Genomic DNA, 16,170 nt, shown 5'->3' on the forward strand with positions numbered 1-16,170 from the left:
ATACTTTATTGATTAGCTTTACTTTGTTCAATTTCTCTTTCACGAGCAACAGTTTTTAGACGTGCAATTGTTTTTCTAACTGTACGAATACGTGCAGTTTCCTCTAATTGACCTGTAGCTAACTGAAAGCGTAGGTTAAAAAGCTCTTCTTTTGAAGATTTGATTTGTTCTTCGATTTCTGAAGTGGTTAAGTCTCTAATTTCCTTAGCTTTCATTTGTTTCACCACCCAATTCTTCACGTTTTACAAACTTAGTTTTTACTGGAAGTTTGTGACTTGCTAAACGTAATGCTTCACGAGCTACATCTTCAGATACACCAGCGATTTCGAATAAAATACGACCTGGTTTTACAACTGCGATCCAGCCTTCAACAGCACCTTTACCAGCACCCATACGTACTTCTAAAGGTTTTTTAGTGTAAGGCGTATGTGGGAAGATTTTAATCCAAACTTTCCCGCCACGTTTCATGTAACGTGTCATAGCGATACGAGCAGATTCGATTTGACGAGATGTGATCCAAGAAGTTGTTGTAGCTTGTAAACCATACTCACCAAATGTTACAAAGTTACCGCCTTTAGAACGACCAGTAGTTTTTGGACGATGTTGACGACGATATTTAACACGTTTTGGTAGTAACATTATTATTTTCCTCCTTCACTAGTATTCTTAGTAGGAAGAACTTCACCACGATAAATCCATACTTTAACACCTAATTTACCATAAGTAGTGTCTGCTTCAGCATGTGCATAATCAATGTCAGCACGTAAAGTATGAAGTGGAACAGTTCCTTCTGAATATTGTTCAGCACGAGCGATGTCAGCTCCGCCTAAACGACCTGATACTTGAGTTTTGATACCTTTTGCACCAAGTTTCATAGCTCTAGTTATAGCTTGTTTTTGTACACGACGGAATGAAGCACGATTTTCTAATTGACGTGCGATATTTTCTGCTACTAAACGAGCATCTATATCAACTTTTTTAATTTCCACAACGTTGATGTGTACTTTTTTATCAGTTAAGTTATTTAATTTATTACGAAGTTTTTCAATTTCTGAACCGCCTTTACCAATTACCATACCAGGTTTACCAGTGTGGATTGCGATGTTAATACGGTTAGCAGCACGTTCAATGTCAACGTGAGAAACTGACGCTTCTTTTAATTCGTTATCAATGAATTTACGGATTCTTAAATCTTCGTGTAATAAAGAAGCGAAATCTTTTTCAGCGTACCATTTAGCTTCCCAATCACGGATAACTCCAACACGAAGTCCGATAGGATTAATTTTTTGACCCACAGTATTCCCTCCTTAAATAGTTATTAAGCTTCTTTAGCTTCTTCTTTACCGTCACTTACGACGATTGTAATGTGGCTTGTACGTTTGTTGATTGCACTTGCACGACCTTGTGCACGTGGACGGAAACGTTTTAAAGTTGGTCCTTCATTTGCATATGCTTCTTTAACAACTAATTCATCTGTATTCATGTCATAGTTATGTTCAGCATTTGCTAAAGCGGACATTAATACTTTTTCAATTACTGGTGATGAAGCTTTATTAGTTAATTTTAAAATAGCAATAGCTTCTCCAGCATTTTTACCTCTAATTAAGTCAAGAACTAATCTTACTTTACGAGGTGCGATTCTGATTGTTCTAGCAACCGCTTTTGCTTCCATTAGGATATCCTCCTCTACTTATATATATTGTTATCTACTAGTTTTTTTATCGTCAGCTGCATGTCCTTTAAATGTACGAGTTGGAGCAAATTCACCTAATTTGTGACCAACCATATCTTCAGTTACATAAACAGGTACATGTTTACGACCATCATATACTGCAAAAGTATGACCGATGAAATTTGGGAAAATTGTAGAACGACGTGACCATGTTTTAATTACTTGTTTCTTTTCACTTCCGTCTTGAGCTTCTACTTTTTTCATTAAATGATCATCAACGAAAGGTCCTTTTTTAATACTACGAGCCATTTGGGCGCCTCCCTTCTTATTGTGTGCGTGCAGCTGTTAAGCCGCACACTCAAATAAGTTGTTATTATTTTCTCTTACGTCCACGAACGATAAGTTTATCAGATGATTTTTTACCGCGACGTGTTTTCTTACCAAGCGTTGGTTTACCCCATGGTGACATTGGAGATGGTCTACCGATAGGAGCACGACCTTCACCACCACCGTGTGGGTGATCGTTAGGGTTCATTACAGAACCACGAACTGTTGGACGGATACCTTTCCATCTTGAACGACCAGCTTTACCAGCGTTAACAAGTTCATGTTGTAAGTTACCAACTTGACCGATTGTAGCACGGCAAGTAGATAAAATCATACGTACCTCACCAGAACGTAATCTAATTAATACATATTTACCTTCTTTACCAAGTACTTGTGAACTTGCACCTGCTGAACGAGCAATTTGTCCGCCTTTACCAGGTTTTAATTCGATGTTATGAATTACAGTACCAACTGGAATATTTTGTAATGGTAAAGCATTACCAACTTTGATATCTGCTTCAGCACCACTTTCAACTGTTTGGCCTACTTGTAATCCTTTTGGTGCGATAATGTAACGTTTTTCACCATCAGCATATATTAATAAAGCAATGTTAGCTGAACGGTTTGGATCATATTGAATTGAATCAACTTTAGCAGTGATTCCGTCTTTATTACGTTTGAAGTCAATTACACGATATTGACGTTTATGTCCTCCACCATGGTGACGAACTGTTAATTTACCTTGATTGTTACGACCCGCTTTTTTCGGTAGCGGTTGTAATAATGACTTTTCAGGTGTAGTCTTCGTGATTTCAGCGAAGTCTAACGTAGTCATATTACGACGACCATTTGTAATTGGCTTATATTTTTTAAGAGCCATTGTCGCTTACCTCCTTAATGGTAATATTATTTTATTTTAGTTGAATAAGTCGATTGAACCTTCTTTAAGTTTTACAATCGCTTTTCTTCTTTTATTTGTATAGCCTTGATAACGGCCCATACGTTTTTTCTTTGGTTTGTAGTTAATGATATTTACACTTTCAACTTTAACGTCGAAGATTTCTTCAACTGCAATTTTAACTTGAGTTTTGTTAGCACGAGTATCTACGTCAAAAGTATATTTATCTTCAGCCATTGCTTCAGAAGATTTTTCAGTGATTACGGGGCGCTTAAGAACATCTCTAGCTTCCATTATCCGAGCACCTCCTCAACTTTTTTCGCAGCTGATTCAGTAATGATTACACTGTCAGCGCTAGTGATATCTAATACGTTTAATCCTTGAGCTGTACTTACTTGTACGCCAGGAATATTACGTGCAGATAATTCAACGTTTACATCTTCGTTTTCTGTTACTACTAACACTTTTTTAGGTTGTTCAAGTGTAGTTAAAACATTTTTGAATTTTTTTGTTTTTGGTGCATCAAAGCCAAAAGTATCAACGATTGTAAAGTTGTTTTCTTGAACTTTGAAAGATAATGCAGAACGTAATGCTAAACGACGCATTTTCTTAGGCATTTTGTATGAATAGCTTCTAGGAGTTGGTCCGAAAACGATACCACCACCACGCCATTGTGGAGCACGGATTGTACCTTGACGTGCACGTCCTGTACCTTTTTGTCTCCATGGTTTACGTCCACCACCACGAACAGCTGAACGATTTTTCACTGCGTGTGTACCTTGACGTAAAGAAGCACGTTGTAAATTGATTGCTTCGAAAAGAACACTGTTGTTTGGTTCGATTGCGAAAACTGAATCGCTTAATTCAACTGAACCAGATTTTGATCCGTCTACTTTTAATACATCATAATTAGCCATTATGCTTTTTCCTCCTTTCGCTACTTATTATTTATTACCTTTTTTAATTGAAGATTTAATTTCTACAAAACCTTTTTTAGGTCCAGGTACATTACCTTTTACTAAAATAACATTGTTATCAGTATCAACTTGAACAACTTCTAAGTTTTGAACTGTAACTGTGTTACCGCCCATACGTCCAGGCATTTTTTGACCTTTAAATACTCTTGAAGCATCTGAAGCCATACCTACTGAACCTGGAGCTCTATGGAAATGAGAACCGTGAGCCATTGGTCCACGACCTTGACCATGACGTTTAATTGCACCTTGGAAACCTTTACCTTTTGAAGTTCCTGTAACATCAATAATGTCTCCAGCTTCAAAAGTATCTACTGTGACTTCTTGACCTACTTCGTATTCATCAACATTAACGTTTCTGAATTCACGAATGAAGCGCTTAGGTGCTGCGCCAGCTTTTTTAGCGTGACCTTCAGCTGGTTTATTTGCATATTTATTTGATTTAGCATCTTTTTTATAAGCTTGTTTGTCTGCAAAACCTACTTGGATAGCATTGTAGCCATCAACTTCTTCAGTTTTCTTTTGTAATACTACGTTTTGATTTGCTTCTACTACTGTAACAGGGATTAATTCACCGTTTTCTCCGAATACTTGTGTCATCCCAATTTTTCTTCCTAAGATTCCTTTGGTCATCGAAAGTCCACCTCCTAAATTGATCTATTATAATTTAATTTCGATGTCTACACCAGATGGTAAGTTTAAGCCCATTAAAGCGTCAACTGTTTTTGGTGTTGGGTTAACAATGTCGATTAAACGTTTATGTGTACGTTGTTCGAATTGTTCACGAGAATCTTTATACTTGTGCACCGCACGAATAATTGTATAAACAGATTTTTCTGTTGGTAACGGAATTGGTCCAGATACATCTGCACCAGAACGTTTAGCAGTTTCAACAATCTTTTCTGCTGATTGATCAATTACACGGTGATCATAAGCTTTTAATCTGATTCTGATTTTTTGTTTTGCCATAATTTTCCCTCCTTGTTCGTCTACATTGAAGTGATAGACTTCTCCACGAAAACTATCTCACACAACGCCATGGCAAAGCGGCCGGGTGTGTCAGTAACCTTTCGCTTCATCGCTTTCTTCAAGTCCAACATTAAACATGTTACAAGAAAAACACTAATAAATCAAGGTTTTTCTTTAACTTTTTTTATTTACGTCTAACACATACTTAAGTATTGTACTGAAAATTTTTATGTAGTTCAACCATTTTGAGTAAATTTTTTCCCTTTTTTCTATAAACCTTTATAATAGATATAGAGAGTAATGAATTTTGAAATTGTGACTATACATTTTTAATGCTAATTATTTTAAAATTCATGAACTTTATCGGAGGTGAATATAATATATATGAAAAGAAATGTGAAACTTACTTTATCAATCATTAGTATTTTCTTAATAGCTAGCGAATTTTTCTATGGCATTCCTTTTTTAGGAGGCTCAGTTATTCTTAGCTTTGGTTGGCAACCTTTATTATTAAATGCTTTACTTTATCTTATTTTAGGAATCATTCTATTAGTAGATTCTCAAAATACAATTAAGCCAATGGCAATAATCCCATTTATTGGATTAATTGGATCATTTGTTGCTTTTCTACCTATTATTGGTATGTTTACGCATTGGGTACTCTTTTTCTTAATGATATTCTTTATATTTGTTGTGCTCAACGCACCAACTTACATTCCAAATAAAGATTCTAAAGTTATTTATACACAATATAAAGATGATAAAAATAATTAATAATTTCAATATTAAAAAGACACATTTAATTCAAAAATTAAATGTGTCTTTTTATGTCTAACCGTGTACAAACACGAAGTATAAAATAAATAATACCATTAATACATACATGATAGGATGAACTTCTTTATGTTTTTTAGTAATTAACATTGTTATTGGATAGAAGATAAACCCACATGCAATACCTGTAGCAATTGAATATGATAAAGGCATCATAATAATTGTAATAAATGCTGGTACTGCTACTTCAAATTTTTTCCAATTAATTTCAGCAAAGTTTGCCGCCATTAAAATACCAACCACAACTAACGCTGGTGTTGTTACTGCACTTGTAACGACTTCGATTAGCGGACTAAAGAATAATGCTAATAAAAAACAAAAACCAGTTATGATACTTGCAAAACCTGTACGTGCTCCTACTGCAACACCAGAAGTAGATTCAATATAAGAGGTTGTTGTGGTTGTACCAAAAATAGCCCCAACAATTGTAGCAAGTGAGTCTGCAAATAATGCTCTTCCAGCTCTTGGTAATTTATTGTCTTTCATTATACCTGCTTGGGTTGCTACTGCTACTAAAGTACCTGCAGTATCAAAGAAATCAATAAAGAAGAACGTTAAAATAACAATAAGAAACTGAATTGTAAATAATTGGCCTGGATCTTTAAATGCTTCAAAAGCTGCTCCAAATGTAGGTGTAATGCTTGGAATTTTACCTACAATACCTGATGGCGTATGAATTTGACCCGTAATCATCCCTACAATTGCAGTTATAATCATACCAATAAAAATTGAACCTGGAACTTTTCTAGCATATAAAATGATTGTTATAGCAATCCCAAATATGGCTAAAAGTACTGATGGTTTAGTTAAATGACCTAATGTTACAAGCGTTGAATCATTTTTTACAATAATGCCTGCACTTTGTAAACCTACAAAAGTAATAAATAGCCCTATACCTGCCGAAACTGCCATTTTCATTTCATAGGGTATTGCATTAATAATTATTTCTCTCAATCCAGTTGCTGTTAATATCGCAAAGAATATACCTGAAAACAGCACACCTGTTAAACCAATTTGCCATGGAATCCCCATTGTTAAAACAACTGTAAATGCAAAGAACGCATTTAACCCCATTCCTGGGGCAAGCGCAATCGGATATCTTGCAATCAGTCCCATGAATAAAGATCCTACAAAGGCTGCTAATGCTGTCGCTACAAAAATGGCACCTTGATCCATTTTCATATCACTAGATATGCCATTAACTCCTGCTAAACTTAAGACTTGAGGATTCACGGCTAATATATAAGCCATTGATAAGAAAGTTGTGATACCACCGATGATTTCTCTTTTGTAGTTAGTACCATACTCGTCGAATTGGAAGTATTTTTTCACAGCTTTAAACTCCTTTTTTTGAAATACTTTAATAGTTTAATATTACTTACTTAAAAAAACAATACTAAAAACGAACTTTTATCAGTTTATTTTATTATAAGTTCGATTTTAGTTAAAATTTTAAGTTCTTTAATGCATCTTTAAAAGGATTATTATCCAATTCATCATGATTATTCATATATTTTTTCATTTCTTTTTTAGAAATTTTACCATTATTTTTATTTTTCAATCGTTGATCCATGTGTGCTTGTGTTTCAGTATGACCACATACACATCGGTAGACCGCTTCTTTTCCTCTTCCAAACAATGTCATTTTCTTTTTACAGTTAGGACAACGTGCATTTGTTTTACGTTGAATATTCTTTTTAGTATGGCAGGTAGGATCTTGACACACTAGCATTTGTCCGTTTTTAGTTTTTACTTTTATCATAAATTTACCGCAATTAGGACATTCAGTAGAAGTTAAATTATCATGTTTATATTTTTGATCACTATGTTTGATTTCCTCAACAATTTCTTTAGTAAAATCTTTCATCTCATTAATAAATTGTTTAGCATTATATTTACCTTTTTCAATAGAAAGTAATTTTTCTTCCCACTTTGCAGTCATTAAAGGAGAAGTTAGCGCTTTAGGAGAAAGCTCTAATATTTGCTTTCCTTTAGATGTCACTTTTAATTTCCCATCTTTTGATTCTATTGCATTAAGCTTGAATAGTTTTTCAATAATATCTGCACGCGTCGCTACTGTTCCAATTCCTCCCGTCTTATGAAGGGTATTAGCATACTTTTTGTCATTCAATTGAATATAATTTTGTGGATTTTCCATCGCCTTAAGTAAGCTACCTTCATTGAAATATTCTGGTGGTGTTGTTTCATGTTCGCTTACTTTGACTTGTTTTATATGATAGGTCTCATTCTTGCTAAAAGTGATAGTCTTATTAGAAGTAGAATCATTGTTACTAAGTGCTTTAAAGCCTAATTTACGTGTGACATTTTCGGCATGTTTAAATTGATATTCTCCCACTTTTAAAATAACCTGTGTCGCTTCATACTGATAAGGATCCATTAATGTTTCTAAAAATCGTTGTACAACCATTAAATATATTTTTGTTTCTCTGTTAGTTAATGTATCAAAGTTGGGTCTAATTTCAGTTGGGATAATCGCATGATGGTCTGACACTTTTTGATTATTAAAAATATGCATCTTCGTTGTAAATGACTTAGTCATTAACTGACGAATTTGTGATTTATAATCAGTCGCTAATAAGGCTTGGAGACGTTCTTGTATTGTATCTGTCATATCATTAGACAAGTAGTTAGAATCTGTTCTTGGATATGTTAATAGCTTATGACGTTCATAAAGATTCTGTAAGATATTTAAAGTTTCTTTGGGCCCCATTTTAAATCGTTGGTAAGATGCTTGTTGTAAATCAGTTAAATTATATAAAGGTTTTGCGTAAGATTTTTTTTGCTTAATTGAAACATCTTCAATCTGACCTATTTGTCCTTCTAGTTTTTTAGATAATTTTTGTATTTCTTCTTTATTAGAAAATCTTTTATTAGTTTGAATATCAAACATAGCGTCATTTACATTTAAAGAAAGTGTGTAATACTTTTGAGGTTTAAAGTGATTAATTTCTTGTTGTCGATGATAAACCAGTTGAATCGTTGGTGTTTGTACCCTTCCTAATGAAAGTTGAGCATCATATTTAGTTGTCAATGCTCTAGTAGCATTAATACCCACTATCCAGTCCGCTTCACTTCGTGCAAGAGCTGCTTGATACAAGTGATTATATTCACGTCCATCTTTTAAATGTTTAAAGCCTTGTTGTATTGCTTTTTTAGTCACCGAACTAATCCATAAACGTTTAATTGGCTTTTTATTTTTCACTTTATCTAAGATGAGACGTGCTACTAGCTCTCCTTCACGCCCAGCATCTGTAGCAATAATAATGTCTTTCACATCTTTATTTAATATTAAAGATTTTACAATTTTAAATTGTTTACTTGTCTTACCTATAATTACAGTATGCATTTTCTTAGGTAATATAGGTAAATCTTCTAGTTTCCATTCTTTATATGTTTTGTCATAATGTTCTGGTTGAGCATTTGTTACTAGATGACCTAAAGCCCATGTCACTATATAGCGCTGATTTGCAATATATCCATTACGTTTTTCTTTAATATTTAGTGCTTCTGCAATATCTCTCGCTACTGAGGGTTTTTCCGCTAGAATTAATGATTTCATTCAAATTTCCTTTCACATTCTTACATTTTATTTTCATACGTTTAATATTGTAACATGTATAGCAATAGTGTTACTTTCCATCTCATCTTATTAATTTAAAGTAAACCCCTATATTTAAATTAAGCTTACTAAAATACTTTGGCTATACATTTTTATCATATTAGTCTTTTATATTTTATGAAAAAATGAGCAATTGCATTTTATATCATTCACAAATAATATAAAATATTCATCAAGTGTTATGGAAAGGAAAGCACTTATTTTTGAAAAGGAGAGTGAGTAATAAATGCAGATTATTAACATATTAATCGCCTTATTACCTGCATTATTTTGGGGGAGTCTCGTATTAATCAATGTATTTGTAGGAGGAGGTCCATACAATCAAATTAGAGGTACAACGTTAGGTACATTGGTTATTGGTCTAATCTTACTTCTTACAGGTCATGCACAATTTGATAACCCTACTGTCATTATTGTAGGGTTAATTTCTGGTGCAATGTGGGCATTCGGTCAAGGAACTCAATTACAATCTGTTAACCTTGTCGGCGTATCTAAAACAATGCCTATTTCTACTGGTTTACAATTAGTAGGTACAACTTTATTTAGCGCTATCTTTTTAGGTGAATGGAGTACTGGATTACAAGTTACTTTAGGACTTATCGCAATGGTTTTATTAGTAACAGGGATTACACTGACATCACTAAAAGGAAAAAATGAACGTTCTACAAAAGATCCTAATTTTAGTAAAGCAATGGTTATTCTAGTTGTAGGTACATTAGGTTATGTAGGTTATGTAGTAATCGGCAATATATTTGGCGTAAATGGTACTGATGCCTTATTCTTCCAATCAGTTGGTATGGCTATTGGTGGATTTTTACTTTCAATGAGACATGAAACAAATATTAAATCTACCACACTTAATATTATTCCAGGGATTGTTTGGGGAATAGGTAACTTATTTATGTTCTATTCTCAACCTAAAGTTGGTGTAGCAACAAGTTTCTCATTATCACAATTACTAGTTATAGTTTCTACTCTTGGTGGTATATTCTTATTAGGTGAGAAAAAAGATCGACGCCAAATGATTGGGATTTGGTCTGGTATTGCGTTGATTATCATCGCAGCAATTATATTAGGAAACTTAAAATAAGTATATTGAGGAGGTCATACAATGTTTTCTGAATTAGAAAATAAAGTTGTTGTTATTACTGGCTCTGGCAGTGGCATAGGAAAAGCAATGGCGGAAGTTTTTGGTAAAGAAAAAGCGAAAGTAGTCTTAAATTATAGATCAGAACGTCATATGGAAGAACTTGGTGCCCTTCAAGAAACAATCAAAAAATCTGGCGGTGACTCAATTACGGTGCAAGCCGATGTTTCAGTCGAAGAAGATGTGAAACGATTAGTAGAAACTGCTGTTAAAGAATTTGGAACAATTGATATCATGATTAATAATGCTGGTTTTGAAAAAGCCACTCCAAGTCATGAAATGTCTGTGGCTGAATGGCAAAAAGTCCTTGATATTAACTTAACAGGTGCATTTATTGGTTCACGTGAAGCGGTAAAACAATTTTTAAAAGAAGATAAAAAAGGTATTATTATTAATACTTCAAGCGTGCATGATACAATTCCTTGGCCAAATTACGTTAACTATGCTGCAAGTAAAGGCGGTCTTAAGTTAATGATGGAAACAATGTCAATGGAATATGCCCAATATGGCATTCGTATTAATAATATCTCTCCAGGTGCCGTTGTGACTGAGCATACAAAAGAAAAATTCTCCGATCCAAAAACACGTGCCGAAACATTAGAAATGATTCCAGCTAGAGAAATCGGTGATGCAAAAGATGTAGCAAACGGTGCATTGTTCTTAGCTTCTAATTTAGCTAGTTATGTTCATGGAACAACATTATATGTTGATGGTGGTATGATGAACTATCCTGCATTTATGGGTGGAAACGGGTAATCTTACTATAAAGTAAAAAAGCAAGCGATGATTAAAAATCGCTTGCTTTTTTCATATATATATGTAGTTTTTATACAAAGATAGCTTGATAAATATATATAATAATAATACTTATCACAATAGAAATATTAGTAACCATTCCCACTAACGGCAATGTTTTATATTTAAATTGAATTGAATATGGAATAATTGCCACACCCACAGGAAGTAACCATGTAATTAATAACGTTGTTTTAATCATATCATCCGATGTTGGTAAGAAAAAGTGGACTAATAAACCAGCAATACATCCAAGTCCGTAATGAACAATTAAATATTTCACTGCAATTGGTAAAAATTGTTTTTCGATTCTGAAGCTCAACATAATTCCAAGTAAAATCATTGATAAAGGCATGTTCGCTTTAGAAATAATTGTAAAAAAATCAATTGAAGCTTTTGGTAAATGAATATTAGTCATATTAAGTATAAACATTACAATATAAGTAACGAGTGGTACTGAAGAAATTAACTTTTTCCCTAAAAATTTGAAATTAAATTGATCACTACCTTCACTGTAATAACTACCTACAAAGTAAGTGACTCCAAACATAATAATTGCCCCACCGATATCGGCCATACCAAAATAAATCATACCATTTTTAGGCCAAATTGTTTCTACAAGTGGATAAGCAAATAAACCAATGTTTAATGACGCTGCCATCATACCTACTGAACCCTTGACATGATTATCATATTTTCTAAATAATGCAACCATAATTACTTTAGCCAATATGCCATAGATGAGCATCATAATTGGTAAAATAGAAAATGATAAATCAAGATTTGCACTATTTAAATTGACAATAACTAAAGAAGGTAATGTGACATTCAATACAAGTGTAGACAATACTTGACTATCTGCGGATTTAATAAAATTAATACGTTTAAGCAAGTAACCTAATGCAATTAACAAAATAATGATTATAAATTGCTCAGTCACAATTCATCCCTTCTTCCCTAATATTCCATTACAACTCATTACTCTAACACAATTAACAGTATTTTTAGAAGTTACTTGTTTCATGCTATAATCATTACTAATCATATTAATAAATAAGGAGTTCGACTAGACATGGATTTAGAATCACAATTAGCTGAGCTTAAATACGATTATATTCGTTTACAAAATGATTTAGAGAAAAAAGAATCACTAAATCAACAGATTGATCCTTTAGTAAAACAATTAGAAGAAATTGAAAAAGAAATTTCAGACATACGTTCAAAATTACGTCAGAAATAATTATTCAATATATCTAGGCATTAAAGCTCATGAATGCTATGATATTAGTCGTAATAGAAAGGATGTCATCAAGTGAAAATATACTTAATTTTATTACCCATACTGTATCTTATTGTAAGTTATATCAGTATTTTTAAAATGAAATCAATGTTCGTACATATTTTACGTATTATTATGGGAATATTATTATTATTTGTAGTAGCTATCACTACGATCCAATTTCCTAGTGAAAATTGGTGGGTATTTGTTGTATTGCTTCTTCTTGTAGGAAATGTAGAAGTTACTGCTTTTAAAGCACTTAAAAACGATCATAAAGGTGTTTCAATTTTAAATATTATATCTATCATTATTTTTGTAATATATATTATTTTAACTTTTACTATGTATTAATAAAAAAGCAATTGAACGTATGTGTATACGTCTCAATTGCTTTTTTTGACTTATCCTAAATTTATCTTTATTTACGTATAAGTTTGTTTTTTAAAGTAAAGAGTATTTCATAGATAACAGGCACTACGATTAAGGTTAGTAGTGTTGATGATACTAATCCACCTATAACTGTAGCAGCCATTCCTTTAGAAATTAGAATTGAACTATTTTGCCCAAATAATAATGGTAATAATGCGCCGATTGTTGCAACTGCAGTCATCAAAATAGGTCTAATTCGAGTTCCTCCCGCTTCAATTAAAGCTTCTTTCATTGACATACCTTGATGTTCATTTGAAATCACTCTGTCAATTAATACAATTGCATTTGTAACAACAATACCAATTAACATCAACATACCAATTAAACTTGGTACTGAAATGGTTTCCCCGGTAATCAATAATGCAAATACTATACCAATAGCTGTAAATGGTAATGAGAATAAAATTGTAAATGGTGCTAAACCGCCTTTGAATGTGATAACCAACACAAGATACACAATAACAATAGCAATAAGCATTGCAAAAGCGAGTTGGCTCATAGCTGTATTAATATCATCTGTTGCACCACCAACATTAAACTTAACGTTATTAGGTTTATCAATTGTATTGATTTCACGCATCACTTTACTAGAAGTTCCACCAACATCAGAAGCAGTAATCTTACCTGAAATTGTTGTAGCATAATCACCATCTTCTTGAACAAGTTTACTTGGTGTTGTTGTTTTGTTTAAACGTGCAATATCTTTTAATTTAACAGTTTCTCCACTTGGTGCGTGTAAGTCGATGTTTTCTAGTTTATTTTGAGACCAATTTGTTTGTTTATTCTGTTTTACTTTTACATCTATATTATTACCATTTTCTTTAACAGTTGTAATTGTTTTTTCTGGTAAGTTCTCATTTAAATTCAATGCTAATTGTGCAGCTGAAATACCTTTATCTGTTGCTTTATTTTGTTCTACTTTGATTTCATATTGTTCATAGGTCTGTGATAAATCTGAATTGACATCTGCTACACCTTTAATGGATTTCATTTTATTTTCAACTTTAGTTACTGTACTTCTAATTGCATCAGTAGAAGGTCCTTTAACAGTTACGTCCACTGAATTGTTTCCAGCTCCTGTACCTAAGTCTTGATTTTTCCATTCACCTGGGTCTTTCATTTTAGAAAGATGTGTAACCACTTTATCTGGTTCTTCCTCAAAGTGAGGTGTATTCGAATCATATTCCACCATAATAGCCATGCTATTCGTGGTTCCTGTTGGATCTGCTGGAGAAGGTCCACCTACAGAAAATTGAACTGTTTTAACTTTATCTTTACTTTGAAGATATTTTTGAGCTTTTTCAGCATGTTTAAGTACTGCTTCTTCAGTTTCTCCTGGTTTAGGTGTATAAGTTAACGCTAAGAACTTATCTTCTCCAGTAGAAATATAACTTGTTCCTAACTTAGTTGCACCAATTCCTATACTCGCAATTAATATAACAATACTAATAATAAGAACAAGCCATTTATGATTAAGTGACCAACCCAGTACTCGTTTATATTCCTTACTAATTCTCCCTAATTTATTTTCTTCATTAACATTGCCATTTATTTTTATTCCATTTTTAAAGAACGTTGAGGCAAGAGCTGGTACAACAGTAATAGAAACAAGAAGCGAAGCCAGTAAACTAAATGTGATAGCTAACGCAAATGGTCGAAACATTTCACCTACTGAGCCTGAAACAAAAGCTAGTGGTAAGAAAACTATAATTGTAACAATCGTAGAAGATAAAATAGGTTTAAATACCTCTCTCGTTGCACTAATAACTAAATTGTTCCCTTTTAATTGTTCACCTGGATCTGATAATCGGCGATAAATATTTTCTACTACAACAATAGAATCATCTATGACCCGACCAATCGCAATAGTCAATGCACCTAAAGTTAAAATATTAAGTGATACATTACTTAATTTCAGTGCAATAAGTGCAATCAAAATAGATAACGGAATTGAAACGATAGATATCGCTGTTGTTTTAATATTTCTTAAGAATAATAAAATAACAATAATTGCGACGATGGTACCTAAGGCCGCTTTTTCAATCATAGTATATAATGAATCTTCAATTGGTTTAGCTGTGTCCATTGTTTTTGTGGCTTTGATATCACTGTTATTCTTAACAAACTCGTCTATTTTCTTTTGCGTTGCTCTAGCCACTTGAACTGTATTTGCATCTTGTGCTTTCATTACTTGTACGTTAACTGCATCTTTACCATTTGTTTTTGAAATAGAATCTCGTTCATCGCCCACAGTGATTTTAGCTAAATCTTTAAGTGGCACGCTTGGCATTTGACCATTTGTTTCTTTTAAAGAGCTATTCGCTTGCGATTGACTTGAACTAGATGATTGACTGCCCTCTTGGCCAGTATTGCTAATACTATTATCGTTAGAATCGCTTGATTGTCCTTGACCTGCTATAGAAAGAGGGATCTTTAAATCTTTTAATGCACTGACTGATTTAAATTGACCATCCACAACGAGAGATTTTTCATTATTTCCAAATTGAAATAAACCGAGTGGTGTTTCTCTAGTCGCTGTCTTAATGTAATTTTCAACATCATCCGCAGATAACCCTACTTTATCTAATTCTTTTTGTTTAAATTTCAAAGTAACTTGACGTGTCGTTTGTCCATTCAGTTGTGCACTTTGAACACCGTCAACAGTTTGAAGTTTAGGTATTAATTGTTCATTAATTTCTTTTGTAGTCGTTCTTAAGTCATTACTTTTATTTGTAAATGAGTAAGCTACGATAGGAAAGGCGTCGATGGAATTACGTATTAATTCTGGTTCACTTACTCCATCCTTAAAATCGATTTTATCTATTTCTTTTTTCAGTACTTCTTCAGCTTTATCCATGTCAGTTCCGTTGTTATATTCAACTTTCACAATTGAAGCATTAGATATCGATTGTGTTTCTACACTTTTTACATAAGCGAGTGATCTGACTTGTTTATCAATTTTCGAGCTAATTTCACCTTGTGTCGTTTGAGGTGTAGCTCCTGACATCGTCGTTTGGACAGAAATAATTGGATTTTCAACATCAGGTAATAATTCTAATTTAAGTTTAGCACTTGAATATATGCCACCTATAATGACTAAAAGAACCATTAAAAAAATAGCAAACTTATTACCTAATGAAAATTGAAGCATCTTTTTAATCATTTTGTTACTTCTCCTATAATAAGTGATTAATATTGGTAAAAAA

19 protein-coding genes are annotated in these 16,170 nt (G+C 33.0%); 5 read left to right on the plus strand and 14 right to left on the minus strand.

Features of this window, described 5'->3' with window-relative positions:
• Positions 1 to 5 precede the first annotated feature (5 nt).
• From rpmC to rpsJ, 10 genes are all read right to left on the minus strand, one after another.
• A complete protein-coding gene (gene rpmC / locus HMPREF3046_RS02280; protein WP_000644737.1) occupies positions 6 to 215 on the minus strand; it encodes a 50S ribosomal protein L29 in 210 nt (69 codons plus the stop codon).
• A complete protein-coding gene (gene rplP / locus HMPREF3046_RS02285; RefSeq protein ID WP_002448374.1) occupies positions 205 to 639 on the minus strand; it encodes a 50S ribosomal protein L16 in 435 nt (144 codons plus the stop codon). The genes rpmC and rplP overlap by 11 nt, the downstream gene beginning before the upstream one ends.
• A 2-nt stretch (positions 640 to 641) precedes the next feature.
• Positions 642 to 1,295, minus strand: coding sequence for a 30S ribosomal protein S3 (gene rpsC / locus HMPREF3046_RS02290; protein WP_002448525.1), 654 nt, complete (start codon positions 1,293 to 1,295; stop codon positions 642 to 644).
• Between the two features lie 23 nt (positions 1,296 to 1,318).
• On the minus strand, positions 1,319 to 1,672 hold the full coding sequence (gene rplV, locus HMPREF3046_RS02295) for a 50S ribosomal protein L22 (protein ID WP_001829734.1): 354 nt from the start codon (positions 1,670 to 1,672) through the stop codon (positions 1,319 to 1,321).
• Positions 1,673 to 1,702: 30 nt separating this feature from the next.
• A complete protein-coding gene (gene rpsS, locus HMPREF3046_RS02300) occupies positions 1,703 to 1,981 on the minus strand; it encodes a 30S ribosomal protein S19 (protein ID WP_002448348.1) in 279 nt (92 codons plus the stop codon).
• 64 nt (positions 1,982 to 2,045) lie between these two features.
• Positions 2,046 to 2,879, minus strand: coding sequence for a 50S ribosomal protein L2 (gene rplB, locus HMPREF3046_RS02305; RefSeq protein WP_049416125.1), 834 nt, complete (start codon positions 2,877 to 2,879; stop codon positions 2,046 to 2,048).
• A 36-nt stretch (positions 2,880 to 2,915) separates the two neighbouring features.
• Positions 2,916 to 3,191 (minus strand): 50S ribosomal protein L23, encoded by a 276-nt coding sequence (rplW, locus tag HMPREF3046_RS02310; protein ID WP_002448403.1) that lies wholly within the window; start codon positions 3,189 to 3,191, stop codon positions 2,916 to 2,918.
• The gene (gene rplD, locus HMPREF3046_RS02315) at positions 3,191 to 3,814 is read right to left on the minus strand and encodes a 50S ribosomal protein L4 (RefSeq protein ID WP_070716074.1); all 624 of its coding nucleotides are present in this window, start codon (positions 3,812 to 3,814) and stop codon (positions 3,191 to 3,193) included. Before rplD ends, rplW begins: the two co-directional genes overlap by 1 nt.
• 27 nt (positions 3,815 to 3,841) lie before the next feature.
• Entirely contained in the window at positions 3,842 to 4,504 is a 663-nt protein-coding gene (gene rplC / locus HMPREF3046_RS02320; protein WP_002448523.1) for a 50S ribosomal protein L3, read from the minus strand.
• A 27-nt stretch (positions 4,505 to 4,531) separates the two neighbouring features.
• Positions 4,532 to 4,840: a 30S ribosomal protein S10 gene (gene rpsJ, locus HMPREF3046_RS02325; RefSeq protein ID WP_001118667.1), complete on the minus strand. Its 309-nt coding sequence runs from the start codon at positions 4,838 to 4,840 to the stop codon at positions 4,532 to 4,534.
• Between the two features lie 384 nt (positions 4,841 to 5,224).
• On the opposite strand from rpsJ, the gene HMPREF3046_RS02330 reads away from it, so the two are divergent.
• Positions 5,225 to 5,614 carry a hypothetical protein gene (locus HMPREF3046_RS02330; protein ID WP_070716076.1) on the plus strand — a complete coding sequence of 130 codons (390 nt, stop codon included), beginning with the start codon at positions 5,225 to 5,227 and terminating at the stop codon, positions 5,612 to 5,614.
• Positions 5,615 to 5,671: 57 nt separating this feature from the next.
• Here HMPREF3046_RS02330 and HMPREF3046_RS02335 read toward each other — a convergent pair whose 3' ends face one another.
• A complete protein-coding gene (locus HMPREF3046_RS02335; protein ID WP_070716078.1) occupies positions 5,672 to 7,006 on the minus strand; it encodes an NCS2 family permease in 1,335 nt (444 codons plus the stop codon).
• A 112-nt stretch (positions 7,007 to 7,118) separates the two neighbouring features.
• On the minus strand, positions 7,119 to 9,254 hold the full coding sequence (locus tag HMPREF3046_RS02340; RefSeq protein ID WP_070716080.1) for a DNA topoisomerase III: 2,136 nt from the start codon (positions 9,252 to 9,254) through the stop codon (positions 7,119 to 7,121).
• Between the two features lie 286 nt (positions 9,255 to 9,540).
• Here HMPREF3046_RS02340 and HMPREF3046_RS02345 point away from each other — a divergent pair, with 286 nt between their 5' ends.
• Together HMPREF3046_RS02345 and HMPREF3046_RS02350 are read left to right on the plus strand one after the other, a co-directional pair.
• Positions 9,541 to 10,404, plus strand: a complete 864-nt coding sequence (locus tag HMPREF3046_RS02345; RefSeq protein WP_070716082.1) for a GRP family sugar transporter — start codon at positions 9,541 to 9,543, stop codon at positions 10,402 to 10,404.
• A gap of 21 nt (positions 10,405 to 10,425) precedes the next feature.
• A complete protein-coding gene (locus tag HMPREF3046_RS02350) occupies positions 10,426 to 11,217 on the plus strand; it encodes a glucose 1-dehydrogenase (RefSeq protein ID WP_070716083.1) in 792 nt (263 codons plus the stop codon).
• A 70-nt stretch (positions 11,218 to 11,287) separates the two neighbouring features.
• On the opposite strand, the gene HMPREF3046_RS02355 is transcribed toward HMPREF3046_RS02350, so the two are convergent.
• Positions 11,288 to 12,196 carry an AEC family transporter gene (locus tag HMPREF3046_RS02355; protein WP_070716084.1) on the minus strand — a complete coding sequence of 303 codons (909 nt, stop codon included), beginning with the start codon at positions 12,194 to 12,196 and terminating at the stop codon, positions 11,288 to 11,290.
• A 132-nt stretch (positions 12,197 to 12,328) separates the two neighbouring features.
• Between HMPREF3046_RS02355 and HMPREF3046_RS11190 the strand changes: the two genes are divergently transcribed.
• Both HMPREF3046_RS11190 and mspA read left to right on the plus strand, forming a co-directional pair.
• Positions 12,329 to 12,496 carry an SE1832 family protein gene (locus HMPREF3046_RS11190; protein WP_017174852.1) on the plus strand — a complete coding sequence of 56 codons (168 nt, stop codon included), beginning with the start codon at positions 12,329 to 12,331 and terminating at the stop codon, positions 12,494 to 12,496.
• Positions 12,497 to 12,568: 72 nt separating this feature from the next.
• Positions 12,569 to 12,886 carry a membrane stabilizing protein MspA gene (gene mspA / locus HMPREF3046_RS02360; protein ID WP_002448383.1) on the plus strand — a complete coding sequence of 106 codons (318 nt, stop codon included), beginning with the start codon at positions 12,569 to 12,571 and terminating at the stop codon, positions 12,884 to 12,886.
• A gap of 67 nt (positions 12,887 to 12,953) precedes the next feature.
• Here mspA and HMPREF3046_RS02365 read toward each other — a convergent pair whose 3' ends face one another.
• On the minus strand, positions 12,954 to 16,127 hold the full coding sequence (locus HMPREF3046_RS02365; protein ID WP_070716085.1) for an efflux RND transporter permease subunit: 3,174 nt from the start codon (positions 16,125 to 16,127) through the stop codon (positions 12,954 to 12,956).
• Positions 16,128 to 16,170: the final 43 nt, after the last annotated feature.

Origin of the sequence: Staphylococcus sp. HMSC070D05 (genome assembly GCF_001815595.1) — a bacterium.
Lineage (GTDB): Bacteria > Bacillota > Bacilli > Staphylococcales > Staphylococcaceae > Staphylococcus > Staphylococcus hominis.

Bases quoted from the DNA above. Each gene is read 5' to 3' on its own strand.
- rpmC (WP_000644737.1), bottom strand. From the start codon at position 215: ATGAAAGCTAAGGAAATTAGAGACTTAACCACTTCAGAAATCGAAGAA.
- rplP (WP_002448374.1), bottom strand. From the start codon at position 639: ATGTTACTACCAAAACGTGTTAAATATCGTCGTCAACATCGTCCAAAA.
- rplV (WP_001829734.1), bottom strand. From the start codon at position 1,672: ATGGAAGCAAAAGCGGTTGCTAGAACAATCAGAATCGCACCTCGTAAA.
- rpsS (WP_002448348.1), bottom strand. From the start codon at position 1,981: ATGGCTCGTAGTATTAAAAAAGGACCTTTCGTTGATGATCATTTAATG.
- rplB (WP_049416125.1), bottom strand. From the start codon at position 2,879: ATGGCTCTTAAAAAATATAAGCCAATTACAAATGGTCGTCGTAATATG.
- rplW (WP_002448403.1), bottom strand. From the start codon at position 3,191: ATGGAAGCTAGAGATGTTCTTAAGCGCCCCGTAATCACTGAAAAATCT.
- rplD (WP_070716074.1), bottom strand. From the start codon at position 3,814: ATGGCTAATTATGATGTATTAAAAGTAGACGGATCAAAATCTGGTTCA.
- rplC (WP_002448523.1), bottom strand. From the start codon at position 4,504: ATGACCAAAGGAATCTTAGGAAGAAAAATTGGGATGACACAAGTATTC.
- rpsJ (WP_001118667.1), bottom strand. From the start codon at position 4,840: ATGGCAAAACAAAAAATCAGAATCAGATTAAAAGCTTATGATCACCGT.
- HMPREF3046_RS02330 (WP_070716076.1), top strand. From the start codon at position 5,225: ATGAAAAGAAATGTGAAACTTACTTTATCAATCATTAGTATTTTCTTA.
- HMPREF3046_RS02340 (WP_070716080.1), bottom strand. From the start codon at position 9,254: ATGAAATCATTAATTCTAGCGGAAAAACCCTCAGTAGCGAGAGATATT.
- HMPREF3046_RS02345 (WP_070716082.1), top strand. From the start codon at position 9,541: ATGCAGATTATTAACATATTAATCGCCTTATTACCTGCATTATTTTGG.
- HMPREF3046_RS02350 (WP_070716083.1), top strand. From the start codon at position 10,426: ATGTTTTCTGAATTAGAAAATAAAGTTGTTGTTATTACTGGCTCTGGC.
- HMPREF3046_RS11190 (WP_017174852.1), top strand. From the start codon at position 12,329: ATGGATTTAGAATCACAATTAGCTGAGCTTAAATACGATTATATTCGT.
- HMPREF3046_RS02365 (WP_070716085.1), bottom strand. From the start codon at position 16,127: ATGATTAAAAAGATGCTTCAATTTTCATTAGGTAATAAGTTTGCTATT.